The 13,345-nt window shown below is 73.1% G+C and carries 13 protein-coding genes and 1 rRNA gene; 3 read left to right on the plus strand and 11 right to left on the minus strand.

All coding sequences use genetic code 11. From position 1 onward, the window contains the following. Window positions 1-120: 120 nt before the first annotated feature. The 5 genes from ACFW48_RS33820 to ACFW48_RS33840 all read right to left on the minus strand — a co-directional run bounded on the left by ACFW48_RS33820 (window position 121) and on the right by ACFW48_RS33840 (window position 5,351). Complete coding sequence (locus ACFW48_RS33820) at window positions 121-882, minus strand: hypothetical protein (RefSeq protein WP_386321732.1); 762 nt, start codon at window positions 880-882, stop codon at window positions 121-123. Window positions 883-1,373: 491 nt separating this feature from the next. After that, the gene (gene recN / locus ACFW48_RS33825; protein WP_386321734.1) at window positions 1,374-3,116 is read right to left on the minus strand and encodes a DNA repair protein RecN; all 1,743 of its coding nucleotides are present in this window, start codon (window positions 3,114-3,116) and stop codon (window positions 1,374-1,376) included. 162 nt (window positions 3,117-3,278) lie between these two features. Then, window positions 3,279-4,184, minus strand: a complete 906-nt coding sequence (locus ACFW48_RS33830; protein WP_375924702.1) for an NAD kinase — start codon at window positions 4,182-4,184, stop codon at window positions 3,279-3,281. Then, window positions 4,181-4,996: a hemolysin gene (locus tag ACFW48_RS33835; protein ID WP_386321736.1), complete on the minus strand. Its 816-nt coding sequence runs from the start codon at window positions 4,994-4,996 to the stop codon at window positions 4,181-4,183. The genes ACFW48_RS33830 and ACFW48_RS33835 overlap by 4 nt, the downstream gene beginning before the upstream one ends. A 55-nt stretch (window positions 4,997-5,051) precedes the next feature. After that, entirely contained in the window at window positions 5,052-5,351 is a 300-nt protein-coding gene (locus ACFW48_RS33840) for a hypothetical protein (RefSeq protein WP_386321738.1), read from the minus strand. Between the two features lie 42 nt (window positions 5,352-5,393). Here ACFW48_RS33840 and ACFW48_RS33845 point away from each other — a divergent pair, with 42 nt between their 5' ends. Further along, a complete protein-coding gene (locus tag ACFW48_RS33845; protein ID WP_386321739.1) occupies window positions 5,394-5,741 on the plus strand; it encodes an SCP2 sterol-binding domain-containing protein in 348 nt (115 codons plus the stop codon). On the opposite strand, the gene ACFW48_RS33850 is transcribed toward ACFW48_RS33845, so the two are convergent. From ACFW48_RS33850 to ACFW48_RS33865, 4 genes are all read right to left on the minus strand, one after another. Next, complete coding sequence (locus tag ACFW48_RS33850; protein ID WP_386321741.1) at window positions 5,725-6,615, minus strand: ABC transporter ATP-binding protein; 891 nt, start codon at window positions 6,613-6,615, stop codon at window positions 5,725-5,727. The genes ACFW48_RS33845 and ACFW48_RS33850 overlap by 17 nt on opposite strands. Further along, the gene (locus tag ACFW48_RS33855) at window positions 6,612-7,649 is read right to left on the minus strand and encodes a FecCD family ABC transporter permease (RefSeq protein WP_386321753.1); all 1,038 of its coding nucleotides are present in this window, start codon (window positions 7,647-7,649) and stop codon (window positions 6,612-6,614) included. Before ACFW48_RS33855 ends, ACFW48_RS33850 begins: the two co-directional genes overlap by 4 nt. 14 nt (window positions 7,650-7,663) lie before the next feature. Continuing rightward, window positions 7,664-8,710, minus strand: coding sequence for a FecCD family ABC transporter permease (locus ACFW48_RS33860; RefSeq protein ID WP_386321743.1), 1,047 nt, complete (start codon window positions 8,708-8,710; stop codon window positions 7,664-7,666). Between the two features lie 93 nt (window positions 8,711-8,803). Continuing rightward, window positions 8,804-9,841 carry an HAD hydrolase-like protein gene (locus ACFW48_RS33865; protein WP_386321745.1) on the minus strand — a complete coding sequence of 346 codons (1,038 nt, stop codon included), beginning with the start codon at window positions 9,839-9,841 and terminating at the stop codon, window positions 8,804-8,806. A 72-nt stretch (window positions 9,842-9,913) separates the two neighbouring features. On the opposite strand from ACFW48_RS33865, the gene ACFW48_RS33870 reads away from it, so the two are divergent. Further along, window positions 9,914-11,206 carry a DUF1015 domain-containing protein gene (locus ACFW48_RS33870; RefSeq protein ID WP_386321747.1) on the plus strand — a complete coding sequence of 431 codons (1,293 nt, stop codon included), beginning with the start codon at window positions 9,914-9,916 and terminating at the stop codon, window positions 11,204-11,206. Window positions 11,207-11,273: 67 nt separating this feature from the next. Here the strand turns inward: ACFW48_RS33870 and ACFW48_RS33875 are convergent, their stop codons facing one another. Then, entirely contained in the window at window positions 11,274-12,047 is a 774-nt protein-coding gene (locus tag ACFW48_RS33875) for a hypothetical protein (protein WP_386321755.1), read from the minus strand. A 57-nt stretch (window positions 12,048-12,104) separates the two neighbouring features. On the opposite strand from ACFW48_RS33875, the gene ACFW48_RS33880 reads away from it, so the two are divergent. Then, complete coding sequence (locus ACFW48_RS33880; RefSeq protein WP_386321756.1) at window positions 12,105-13,133, plus strand: hypothetical protein; 1,029 nt, start codon at window positions 12,105-12,107, stop codon at window positions 13,131-13,133. A 121-nt stretch (window positions 13,134-13,254) separates the two neighbouring features. On the opposite strand, the gene rrf is transcribed toward ACFW48_RS33880, so the two are convergent. Further along, window positions 13,255-13,345, minus strand: a 5S ribosomal RNA gene (gene rrf / locus ACFW48_RS33885); the annotation flags it as partial.

A 13,345-nucleotide genomic window follows, 5' to 3' on the forward strand; every position in this document is an offset into this window, starting at 1 on the left:
GCGCGCCGCGCGGCTTCCAGCGCGTTACTCCGTCAAGGATGCCAGGCCGTACGGGTGTTCCGGGAACGACGACCGTCCCGCGCGGGCGACCGTCGGGGCAACGGGACGGAGCCGGTTCACTCACACGAGTGAGCGTGCCGCCTCGCTCACCCTCTCCCCGTAAGCCGCCGCGGCCACGAGTGCGACGGCGTGCGCGGCGAGCGCCGCCCGGCCGTTCCCGGCCACCACCGCGACACCCAGGGCCGCGCCCAGCGCGTGCGCTCCGGTGTCGCCAAGCATCGTGCGCTCGGCGATGTCGTCCGGCAGTACGGCCGCGGCGGCACCCATGGCGGCGGCGGCCGTCTCCGCTCCGGGCCCCTTCCTCAGCAGCCCCGGCGCACCGAGCGCGAGGACCGCCGCCCCGGCCCGCCCGGGGCGTACGTCCACGAGGTTGACGAAGTGCGCGGCCCCCGCGACGACGACGCCCGCGAGCACCTTGTCCAGCGGCCGTTCCTTCATCACCGCACCCGCGGCGAGCCCGGCCGCGGAGATCCCCAGCAGCTTCACCGCCCCGCTGGTGACCTCGCCGTGCCGCAGCGCCGACAGGTGCGCCCGGAACCCACGCCGGGAATCCCCGGCGCCCACCGCGTCGTCGTAGGCCCCGCAGACCCCGGCGGCGAGCACGGCGAACCCGGCGGCGGGCCGCACCCGCGTCGTCCCCACCGCCGCCGCCACGGCGGACGCGGGTCCGGCGTAGAGATCCACGGTCCGCCCGGCGTGGTTCTTCCGCTCCCAGCGTTCCCGGCCGCCCGGCGCCGTGGCGCGCAGCGCGGACAGGCCGGTCCGCGCGAGCGCGGTGGCGAGGGCGAAGGAGGAGCCGGTCCGGCGAGCGCGGTCGATCATCGGGCCACCCTACGGGACCCCGGCGATCCCCCTTCCGCCGAACGCACCACGGCACCGAACCGGCGGACCCGGCCCCCCCGAAGCCGACACCCCCGAAAGCGGCCCGGCGGACCAACACCCAGAACCGGGCGCAGCCACCAAGAACCCCAGCCGCCCCGCACCACAGGACGCCGGACCAGCAGACCGGCATCCGGCCCCCACCCACCCGGAGCCGACACCGAGGCTCAAAGACGGCCCAGGCCGGCACCGACAACCGACCGCAGCCACCGGAAAGCACAGTCGCCCCACAGCCTGTCCCCGGACTCAGCGGCCCGACGGCCACCCGGTCCGACGGGCGGATCGGCTCGGCGTCGACCGCACCGCGCCGACCGCCCCGGCGGCGGCTGACGCCACCGCCGGCTCCGCCCTGCGGGTGCGTGCACCTGGCGCCGTCCACCCGCGCCGTCGGCGGGGCGCCGGCGACATCCCGCGACGCGGCCCGCCGGCCGGGCCTACGCGTCCGACCGTGCCGTCGCGAGCAGTTCCTCCGCGTGGGCCCGGGCCGTCTCCGAGTCCTCCTGGCCGGCGAGCATCCGGGACAGTTCGCGGATCCGTTCCTCGCCCTCCAGCACCTTCACGCCGGACCGGGTCACCGAGCCGTCGTTCGTCTTCTCCACCAGCAGCTGCCGGTCGGCGAACGCGGCCACCTGCGGCAGGTGCGTGACGACCACGACCTGCGCGCTCTTCGCGAGCCGCGCGAGGCGCCGACCGATCTCCACCGCCGCCTTGCCGCCGACACCGGCGTCGACCTCGTCGAAGAGGTACGTCGGCACCGGGTCCGTGCCCGCGAACACGACCTCCACGGCCAGCATCACGCGCGACAGCTCACCGCCGGACGCGCTCTTGGCGATCGGCCGCGGCGGCGCACCCGGATGCGGGGCGAGCAGCAGCTCGACCTCGTCGGCGCCCGACGGCCCGTACGCGACCGTGCGCCCGCCGACCTCCACGCCCTCCGGGTCCTCGGTCTGGCGGATCTCGAACGACACGCGCGCGTGCGGCATGGCGAGCGAGGCCAGCTCGGCGGTCACCGCGGCCGCGAACCGCTCGGCGGCGTCCGTCCGCGCGTCCGTCAGTGCCTGCGCCAGTCCGCCCAGTTCCGCCCGGAGCGCGTCCCGTTCGGCGGTCAGCTCGCCGATCCGGTCGTCGTCGCCGTCCAGCTCGGTCACCCGCGCGGCGCTCTGCTCGGCCCAGGTCAGCACGGCGGCGACGTCCTCGCCGTACTTCCGCGTCAACGCGGTGAGCGCGGCCCGGCGCTCCTCGACCGCCGCCAGCCGCAGCGGATCGGCGTCCAGGTCGTCGGCGTACCCGGCCAGTTCCCCGGCCACGTCGCGCAGCAGGATCCCGACCTCGCCGATCCGCTCGGCGAGCGCGGCCAGCGCCGGGTCGTGCGACCGCACGGCGTCCAGGGCCCGCTGCGCGCCCGCGACGAGCGTCGCCGCGTCCACGCCTTCGGGGTCCTCCGGATTGCCCGCCAGGGCGGCGTGAGCGGCCGTGGCGGCCGACGCGAGCGCCTCGGCGTGGCCCAGCCGCTCCGCCTCCTCCGCCAGCTCCACGTCCTCGCCGGCGCGCGGCTCGACGGCCGACACCTCGTCGAGGCCGTAGCGCAGCAGATCGGCTTCCTGGGCGCGCTCACGCGCGCGCGTGGTGATCTCGTCCAGCTCCGTGGCGACGGCCCGCAGCCGCCGGTAGGCCTCGGCGTACTTGGCGAGCGGTCCGGCGACCGCGTCACCCGCGTACCGGTCCAGCGCCTGTCGCTGCCGGGACAGTTTGAGCAGCCCCTGCTGGTCGGTCTGCCCGTGCACGGCCACCAGTTCGTCGGCCAGCTCGGCGAGCATCCCCACCGGCACGGACCGCCCGCCCAGGTGCGCGCGCGACCGCCCCTCGGCGGAAACGGTACGGCTGATCAGCAGCGCCCCGTCGTCCAGCTCGGCCCCGGCCTCCTCGGCCCGGGCGGCGACCGCGGCGTCCCCGGGCACGGCGATCCGCCCCTCGACGACCGCGTTCTTCGCCCCGATCCGCACGAGCGCCGCGTCCGCGCGTCCGCCCAGCAGCAGGCCCAGGCTGGTGACCACCATGGTCTTGCCGGCACCCGTCTCACCGGTGACAGCGGTGAACCCGGGCGACAGCTCGACCACGGCGTCGTCGATGACTCCGAGCGACCGTATCCGCATCTCCTCAAGCACGGACACGACCATACGAGGTCGAGGGCAGGGAGCGCACACAGGCCGCCCGTGTGACGCCGGGGGAGCGCACTCGCCAGGGGCGCGGGACTGTGCTGATGGCGGCTGCGCCGCGGGGCGCGACCAGCCACACACCGCACGCGGCCGGGACTCAGCAGAACCACCCCTTCGAGTCCGCTAGTGCGGAGCCCCCCGCCACCCGGACACCGGCAACGCGAACTTCGCCACCAGCCGGTCGGTAAAGGACGCATGGTGCAACCGAGCCAACCGCACCGGCACCGCCCCCCGCCGCACCTCCACCCGCGCCCCCGGCGGCAGCTCCACCGTCCGCCGCCCGTCGCACCACAGCACCCCCGGCGGAATGTGCGGCAGCACCTCCACCGCGAGCACCGAGTCCGGCGAGGTCACCAGCGGCTTCGCGAACAGCGCGTGCGCGCTGATCGGCACCATCAGCAGCGCCTCGACCTCGGGCCACACCACGGGCCCCCCGGCCGAGAAGGCGTACGCCGTCGACCCGGTCGGCGTCGACAGCACGATGCCGTCGCAGCCGAACCCCGTCACCGGCCGCCCGTCGATCTCCAGCACGACTTCCAGCAGCTTCTCGGCGCCGGCCTTCTGCACGGCGGCCTCGTTCAGCGCCCAGTCGGTGTGCACGATGTCGCCGTTGCGGTGCACGACGACGTCGACGGTCATCCGCTCCTCGACCTCGTACGCCCGGCTCACCACCCGGTCGACGACCTTGTCGAGGTCGTCCCGCTCGGCCTCCGCGAGGAAGCCGACCCGGCCGAGGTTGACGCCGAGCATCGGCACTCCGGACGCGCGGGCGAACTCGGCGCCGCGCAGCAGCGTCCCGTCACCGCCCAGCACGATCAGCAGCTCGCACCCGTCGAGGCACTGCGGGGTGGCCTCGCCGACCAGCTCCACCTCACCCGGGAGCGGCAGGTCGCACGCCTCGGCCTCCAGGACGCGCACCCCGAGCCCGGCGTTGAGCAACCCCTTGACCACGAGCTCCGCACTGCGGATGGCCGCGGGACGCCCGGTGTGGGCGAGCAGGAAAACAGTACGAGCTCGGTTCTGTGTCAACGCGGCCCCTCCGCCACTGCACGGTCAACGTCGGCCGGGTCCAGTTCACCGGCCCCGGCCCGCAACCAAAGAAAGTACTCGACGTTCCCGGAGGGACCGGGCAGCGGACTGGCGGTGACCCCCTTCACTCCGAGTCCCAGTTCCCAGGCCCTGCGGGCGACTCCCCGTACGGCCTCGGCCCGCAGCTGCGCACTGCGTACCACTCCCCCGCTGCCCAGCCGCTCCTTCCCCACCTCGAACTGCGGCTTCACCATCATCACCAGATCGGCGTCCGGCCGCGTGCACCCCACCAGGGCGGGCAGCACCAGCCCGAGCGGGATGAAGGACAGATCCCCCACGACAAGGTCCACGGGCTCCCCATCGATCACTTCCGGCGTCAACTCGCGCACGTTCGTACGGTCCTTGACGGTGACGCGTTCATCCTGCTGGAGAGGCCAGGCGAGTTGTCCGTATCCGACGTCGACGGCGACGACGTGCGCGGCGCCCGCCCGCAGCAGTACGTCGGTGAAGCCTCCGGTGGACGCGCCGGCGTCCAGCGCCCGCCGTCCCTCGACGACGAGCCCCTGCGGTACGAAGGCGGCCAGGGCGCCGGCGAGCTTGTGGCCACCGCGCGAGACGTAGTCGGGGTCGCTGTCGTCGTCGGTCACCACGATCGCGGCAGCGGTCTCCACCTGCGTGGCGGGCTTGGTCGCGACCGCCTTGCCGACGGTGACCCGCCCGGCGGCGATCAGCTGGCTGGCGTGCTCGCGCGAGCGCGCCAGCTTGCGGCGGACCAGCTCCGCGTCGAGACGGCGGCGTGCGACTCCTGCCACGTTCGGTTCAGCTCCTGTTTTCGTACGGCGAATTGGACTCGTGGCCCGAAGGGCCTCATTGAGGGGTGGTGGTCGGGTGACTGATGGGAGCCGGAGGTCCCGGGCGGGCGTCGAGCGCGGTGAGCGCGTCGCGCAGCCCCCGGTGTACATCTTCGTACACCTCGACATGTCCGTCCGTGGCCAGGTGGTCGGCGTCGGCCAGCCGCGCCAGCCGGGCGTCCACCTCGGCGTTTCCGGTGGGGGCGCGGGGGACGTCGAGGGGGGCGGGCGCGGCGGGGTCGTGCTCCGGCGCCCGCGCCTCGGACGGGCCCCCGTCGGTTTCCTGCGCCGCCGGCTCCGGTACTGCGTCGCTCATGCCCCGACGCTACCGCGTACCGCTGCGGTACGGTCGGTCCCGATGGCGACGACTGAGGAGTGCCGCGCCGCACTCGACAAGCTCTCGGACAACATGCACAGCGCCGAAGGAGACGTGCGGTCGGCCACCGAGCTGGACCGCTCGGTGAGCTGCCACATCACCGACCTGGACGTCACCTTCGCCGGACGCATGGCGGACGGCCGGATCGACGTGCGCGAGACACTTGAGGGGCCGCCGCGGGAGAAGGCCGAGATCAGGCTGGCGATGACCGGCGACGACCTGGTGGCCCTGGTCGGCGGCGAGCTGAACTTCGCCAAGGCCTGGGGCTCGGGCCGGGTGAAGCTGGAGGCGGGCCTGCGGGACCTGTTCCGTCTCAGGAGGCTTTTGTAGCCGCCGCCATCTCCGGCTTGCCGCCCGCTGCCGCGCCCCGTGTCCCGCGCGCGGCCGGCACCACCAGCGGCGTACCCGTCTCCGGGTCGTCGATGACCTGGCAGCGCAGCCCGAAGACGCGCTCGACGAGTTCGGCCGTGACGATGTCCTTCGGCGCGCCCTCGGCGATGACCTCCCCGTCGCGCAGGGCGATGAGGTGGGTGGCGTACCGGGCGGCGTGGTTGAGGTCGTGCAGGACGGCCACGAGCGTGCGGCCCTGCTCCTCGTGGAGTTCCGCACAGAGGTCGAGGACGTCGATCTGGTGCTGGATGTCGAGGTACGTCGTCGGCTCGTCGAGCAGCAGCAGCGGGGTCTGCTGGGCGAGCGCCATGGCGATCCACACGCGCTGGCGCTGACCGCCGGAGAGTTCGTCGACGTAGCGCTCGGCGAGTTCCGAGATGCCGGTCTGGGCCATCGACTCCTGGACGACCCGCTCGTCCTCGGTCGACCACTGGCGCAGGATGCCCTGGTGCGGGTAGCGGCCCCGGCCGACGAGGTCGCCGACGGTGATCCCGTCGGGCGCGATGGACGACTGCGGCAGCAGGCCGAGGGTCCGCGCGACGTGCTTGGCGGGCATCGACTGGATGACCGATCCGTCCAGCAGCACGCGGCCCTGGGCGGGCTTGAGCATCCGCGACAGGGCCCGCAGCAGGGTGGACTTGCCGCACGCGTTCGGGCCGACGATCACGGTGAAGGAGTTGTCGGGTATCTCCACCGACAGCTTCTCCGCGATGACCCGCTGGTCGTAGGCGAGGGTGACGTTCTCGGCTGTCAGGCGGCTCACGTTGCTCCTTTGGTTGTTCAGGCCGCTGCGGGTACCGGCGCCGGCGCTCATATCCGGCCCGCCTTGCGCTCGGTGACCAGCAGCCACAGCAGGTAGACACCGCCGAGTACGCCGGTGACCACACCGACGGGCAACTGGTCGGCGCCGAAGGCCCGCTGCGAGATCCAGTCGGCGCTGACCAGCAGGGCGGCGCCCATACACACGGACGGCAGCAGGTTGGGGCCCGGCGAACGGGTCAGACGCCGGGCGAGCTGCGGCGCGGTCAGCGCGACGAAGCTGACCGGCCCCGCGGCGGCGGTGGCGGCGGCGGTGAGCAGCACGGCCGCCACCATCAGCAGCGCCCGCACGCGCTCGACGCGCACGCCGAGGGCGTACGAGACGTCGTCGCCCATCTCCATCATCCGCAGCGCCCGTCCGTTGGTGAGGACGAGCGGGACGAGCACGGCGCACAGCGCGAGCAGGGGCCAGACATGGTCCCAGTCGCGGCCGTTGAGGGAGCCGGTCATCCAGACGACGGCGCGGGAGGCGTCGACGATGTCCGCACGGGTGAGCAGATAGCCGTTGACCGCCGTGACGATCGCGGACATGCCGATTCCGACCAGGACCAGCCGGTACCCGTGCACGCCCCGCTTCCAGGCGAGCAGATAGATGGCGAGGCCGGTCACCAGGCCGCCCACGAGCGCACCGACGGTGACCTGCGCCGAGCTGCCGGAGAACAGGACGATCATCGTGAGGGCACCGGCCGTCGCGCCCTGCCCGAGGCCGAGCACGTCCGGGCTGCCGAGCGGGTTGCGCGAGATGGCCTGGAACAGGGCGCCGCCCAGCCCCAGCGCGGCACCGACCAGCAGCCCGACCAGGACCCGCGGCAGCCGCAGTTCGTTGACGATGAACTCCTGACTGGCGTTGCCCTCGCCGACGAGAGTTCTGAGCACGTCGGCGGCCGGTATCTCGAAGTCGCCCGTGCCGATGAGTACGACGCTCGCCGCCAACGCGACGACCAGCAGCAGCGCGACGACGACGGTGGCCCGGACGTCCAGCCGGAACGAGAGCCCGCCCGGGCTTCGCACCGCACGGTTGGTCTTCACGGTCTTCCGGGTCTTCACAGCTGGGCCGTCCTCCGCCGTCGTACGAGATAGATGAAGACCGGCCCGCCCAGGACGGCGGTGACGATGCCGACCTGAAGCTCCGAGGGCCGTGCGACGATCCGGCCGAGGACGTCCGCGCCCAGCAGCAGCACGGGCGACAGGATCGCGGCGTACGGCAGGATCCAGCGCATGTCGGGCCCGGTGAAGGAGCGGACGATGTGCGGGACCATCAGCCCGACGAACACGATCGGCCCGCAGGCGGCGGTCGCGGCCCCGCACAGCACGGTCGCGGCGAGCATGGACAGCGCCCGGGTGCGGTTGAGATCGGCACCGAGGGCCCTGGCGGTGTCGTCGCCCATCTCCATGGCGTTGAGCGGCCGGGAGAGCGCGAGGGCCAGGACCGTGCCCGCCACGAAGAACGGGAGCACCTCCTTGATGGTGCCGTTCGTCGCCGACGAGAGCGAACCGACCGTCCAGAAACGCATCCTGCCCAGCGCCGCGTCGTCCATGATCATCACGGCCTGGAGGTAGCCGAAGAGCGCGGCGCTGATCGCGGTGCCGGCCAACACCAGCCGCACCGGCGTAGCCCCCCGGCTGCCGCCCAGGAACCAGACCAGCGCGCCCACGCCCGCCGCGCCGGCGAAGGCGAACCACACATACCCCGTCAGCGAGGTGACGCCGAAGAAGGTGATGGCCGTGACGACCGCCGCCGAGGCGCCCGCGTTGATGCCGAGCAGCCCGGGATCGGCCAGCGGATTACGGGTGAGCGCCTGCAGTACGGCTCCCGCGAGGCCGAGCGCGGCACCGGCGAGCAGACCGAGCACGGTCCGCGACAGCCGTTCGCCCACCACGACGTCGCCGTACGTGCCCGAGTCGTGGAACAGGCCGTGCCAGACCTGCGCCAGGGACAGGTCCTTCGCGCCGATCGCGATACTCGTCAACGCGATGAGCACCAGGACCGCCGCCGAGACGGGCAGTCCGACGGCACGTAGGACACGGCGCTTCGGGGGCGGCGCGGGGGCGGTCTCCGCGCGCTGTTCGGGGGGACTGTCGACCAACACGCAGTTAGGTTAGCCTACCCTGTCAATCGGTCACGATCCCGAGGATCTCTCCTCGCTCCGCCCGCGACCGGGCCCCTGCCCCCGTACGACGGCTCACAACCCCAGTCGCGCCAACGCCTTCCCCGAGTCCAGTCCGCACCCAGCCTCCCCGCCCGCTGTCCAGGCCGCCGCACACAGCGCACGCAGTCCGTCCAGCGCCGCCCCCTCGCCCTCCAGTTCCAGCCGCTCCTCGCGGGCCGTGGCCGTCCAGCCGCCGCAATGGAACCCGCCCTCCCCGTCCCCGCCACCCGTGACCTCCGGCTGCCCGGTGAGCAGCCCGCGCAGATCGGCGTCGACATACGTCGGCCGGTGCTGCGGCGGTGCTGCCAGCAGCTGCGCCCCGTCGGTCACGCCGGTCAGGACGAGCAGCGAGTCGACCTCGCCGTTGAACGCGCCCTCGATGTCCGTGTCCAGCCGGTCACCCACCACCAACGGCCGCTGCGCGCCGGTGCGCAGGATCGTCTCCCGGTGCATGGGAGGCAACGGCTTTCCCGCGACCCGCGGATCGGCCCCGGTGGCGATCCGTACGACCTCAACCGCCGCGCCGTTGCCCGGTGCGATCCCGCGGGCGCCCGGAATCGTCAGGTCGGTGTTGGAGGCGTACCACGGCACGCCGCGCGCGATGGCGTAGCAGGCCTCCGCGAACCGCCCCCAGGGCAGCTCGGGCCCGCCGAACCCCTGCACGACGGCCGCCGGATCGTCCTCCGCGGACTCCACGGGCTCCAGGCCGCGCTCCCGCAGCGCCACCCGCAGCCCCTCGCCGCCGATCACCAGCACCCGCGCCCCCGACGGCACCTGCTCGGCGATCAACCGGGCCACCGCCTGCGCCGAGGTGATGACGTCGTCGGCACCCGTCGGTATACCCAGCTCGGTCAGATGCTCGGCCACCGCGTCGGGAGTCCGCAGCGCGTTGTTCGTGACGTACGCCAGACGCATGCCGCCCGCGCGGGCCGTGGCGAGCGAGTCGACCGCGTGAGCGATCGCGTTCCCCCCGGCGTACACCACGCCGTCCAGGTCGAGCAGCGCCGTGTCGTACGCCTCGCTCAGGCCCCGCCCACTGCCCTCGGGCCTCGTCCTGACGCTCCGGCTCATTGCACATCGCTCCTCGTTCGACGCCTTTCCCCCGATCATCCCCCATGCCACTGACACACGTACGATGCCGGGATGAACACAGCAGGTCACCCGGAAGCAACGGCGCGCCGGGGCCTGGAACTCACCCCGTTCCGAGGCCTCCGCTACGACCCCGACCGGGTCGGCAGCCTGGCCGCCGTGACGTCCCCGCCCTACGACGTCGTGGTCCGCCCCGACGGCCTGCTCCACCTCGAGTCCGCCGACCCGTACAACATCGTCCGGCTGATCCTGCCCCAGGCCGCCACACCCGAGGCGCGCAACGACCAGGCCGCCCACACCCTGCGGCGCTGGGTGGCGGAGGGCGTCCTGACCGCCGACCCCGAACCGGGCCTGTACGTCTACGAACAACGCGACGGCGACGGCATGCTGCAACGCGGCATCATCGGCGCCCTGCGCGTGTCGGACCCGTCGGAGCAGGTCGTCCTGCCGCACGAGGACGTCATGCCGCACGTCGTCGCCGACCGCGCGGCGCTCATGCGGGCCACCTGGGCGAACCTCGAACCCCTGCTCCTCACCTACCGCGGCGACGGCCCCACCGCGGCCACGACCACCGTCGTGGAACGCGTCGCCGAACAGCCCCCGCTTCTCTCGACGACCACGGAGGACGGCTTCTGCCACCGACTGTGGTCGGTGACGGACCCCGACGACCTGTCCCGCGTCCGGTCCGAGCTGGCGCGGCACCAGGCCCTCATCGCCGACGGCCACCACCGCTGGGCGACCTATCGCACGCTCCGCGCGGAGCATCCTTCCCCCAGCCCCTGGGACCACGGCCTGGTCCTCCTGGTCGACACGGCCCGCTACCCGCTCCGGGTCCGCGCCATCCACCGCCTGCTGCACGACCTGACGGTGAGCGACGCCGTGGCCGCCCTGGACGGCCACTTCCGTGTCCGCCGCCTCGACACGCCGCTGGCGGAGTCCATGGACGCCCTGGCGAAGGCGGCCGAAGCGGGCAACGCCTTCCTCCTCGCCGGCGACGGCGCCTTCCACCTCGTCGATCTGCCCGCCCCCGGCCTGCTGGCCCGTACGATCCCCACCGACCGCCCCGAGGCCTGGCGCACCCTGGACGCCACGGTCCTGCACGCCACCCTCCTCGCCCACGTCTGGCACATCCCGGACGACTCCGTCGCCCACATCTCCTACATCCACGACACGGCGGCCACCGTCGAGAAGGCCGAACGCGACGGCGGCACGGCGGTACTGATGCACCCGGTCCGTGAAGAGGTCGTCCGCGAGCTGGCCCAACAGGGCGTCACGATGCCCCGCAAGTCGACGTCCTTCGGCCCGAAGCCGGCCTCGGGCCTGGTGCTGCGCACGCTGGACCTGTGAGTCGACACGACGACGAAGGGGCGGGACCGTACGCCGGTCCCGCCCCTTCGTCGTCACGCCATGGACGTCAGTCCTTCTCGCCGTCGGCGTCCTTGTCCGCGCCCCTGTCCTCGGCGGAGGGGCTCTCCACGTCACTCTCGCTCTCGCCCTCGCGCTCGCGCTCGTCAAGGGCGTCCATGAACTCGACGCCGTCCAGCTCGGCGAGGCGGTCGGAGGCATCCGTGCTGCCGTCCCGGTCGGACTCCACGGCCTTCGCGAACCACTCCCGCGCCTCCTGCTCCCGGCCGGCGGCCAGCAGCGCGTCGGCGTAGGCGTACCGCAGCCGCGCGGTCCAGGGCTGCACGGAGTTGGAGGCCAGCTCGGGGCTCTGCAGCGTCACGATCGCCGCGTCCAGCTGCCCCATGTCACGCCGGGCGCCGGCCGCGACGAGCCGCATCTCGACCTGACCGGCCTTGTCCAGCTTGTGCACCTCGGGGGCGCCGGCCATGTCCAGCGCCTTCTCCGGCCGGCCGAGCCCGCGCTCGCAGTCGGCCATGACCGGCCACAGCTCGACGGACCCGGTCATCCGCCGCGCGGCCCGGAACTCGGCCAGAGCCTCGCTGTACTTCTGGTTGGCGTACGCGGCGAACCCGCCCGCCTCCCGTACGGCGGCGACACGGGACGCCAGACGCAGAGCGATCTTGGAGTAGGCGTACGCCGCCTCCGGGTCCTCGTCGAGAAGCCGGGCGACCATCACCAGGTTCCTGGCGACGTCCTCCGCAAGCGTCTTGGGCAGACTCTGAAGCTCCTGCCGTACGTCCTTGTCGATCTCGTCGCCGGTGACCTCCTCGGGAATCGGCAGGCGCTTGATCGGCTCGCGGTCACGGTCCCGCTCCTCACGGAAACGGCCACCGCCGCCGTGCCGGTCGTCACGCCCACGGAAACCACCGGGCCGCCCGCCTCGGTCATCACGCTGCGGCCCACGCCCCCCACGGTCGTCCCGACCGCGGTACCCACCACGCTCACCACCGCGGCTGTCGTCACGCCGGCCGAAGCCACCGCGCTCGCCACGATTGTCGTCGCGACGGAAGCCACCACGGTCGTCACGGCGGTCGTCACGGCGGTCGTCACGGCGGTAGGGGGGACGTTCGCCGCGGTCATCACGGCGATCGTCACGCCGGTCGTCACGGCGGAAGGACGGCCGGTCACCACGGTCGCCTCGGTCATCACGGCGGAAGGACGGCCGGTCACCGCGATCGCCTCGGTCATCACGGCGGAAGGACGGCCGGTCACCGCGATCGCCTCGGTCATCACGGCGGAAGGACGGCCGGTCACCGCTGCGGTCATCGCGGCGGAACCCACGGTCGCCGCCACGGTCACGGTCGTCACGACGCGCGAACCCACCACCACGGCTGTCATCCCGCCGGTCGTCACGACGGTCATCCCGCCGGTCATCCCGCCGGAAACCACCACGCTGCCCGCCGCGGTCGTTGCCACGGCTGTCGTCACGCCGGCCGACGCCGCCACGGTCGCCGCGGTCGTCACGGCGGAAGGACGGCCGGTCACCACGGTCGCCTCGGTCATCACGGCGGAAGGACGGCCGGTCACCGCTGCGGTCATCGCGGCGGAACCCACGGTCGCCGCCACGGTCACGGTCATCGCGACGCGGCCCACGGTCACGGTCGTCACGACGCGCGAACCCACCACCACGGCTGTCATCCCGCCGGTCGTCACGACGGTCATCCCGCCGGAAACCACCACGCTGCCCGCCGCGGTCGTCACCTCGACGGTCGTCACGGCGGAAACCACCACGGTCGCCGCGGTCGTTGTCGCGACGGAAACCGCCACGGTCCCCACGCTGACCGCTCCGGTCACCGCGGTCACCACTGTCCCGTCGCCGCTGGTCGCGCTCCGGTCGGTCGTCGGGAGAGTTGGTGGGCATCGGTGACTCCTGTCTTCGGTACTGCAAGTCATTCTCGCGCAGCCGGGTACCCGGTGCGCTCTGGAAAAACGAAAGGACCCCTGGTCCCCAGCTGAACGCTGGGGACCAGGGGTCCTTTCCAAAGATTGTTCGGCGGCGTCCTACTCTCCCACAGGGTCCCCCCTGCAGTACCATCGGCGCTGTAAGGCTTAGCTTCCGGGTTCGAAATGTAACCGGGC

The sequence above is a fragment of the Streptomyces sp. NPDC058812 genome (genome assembly GCF_042744565.1).
In the GTDB taxonomy this organism is placed as follows: Bacteria; Actinomycetota; Actinomycetes; order Streptomycetales; family Streptomycetaceae; genus Streptomyces; species Streptomyces thinghirensis.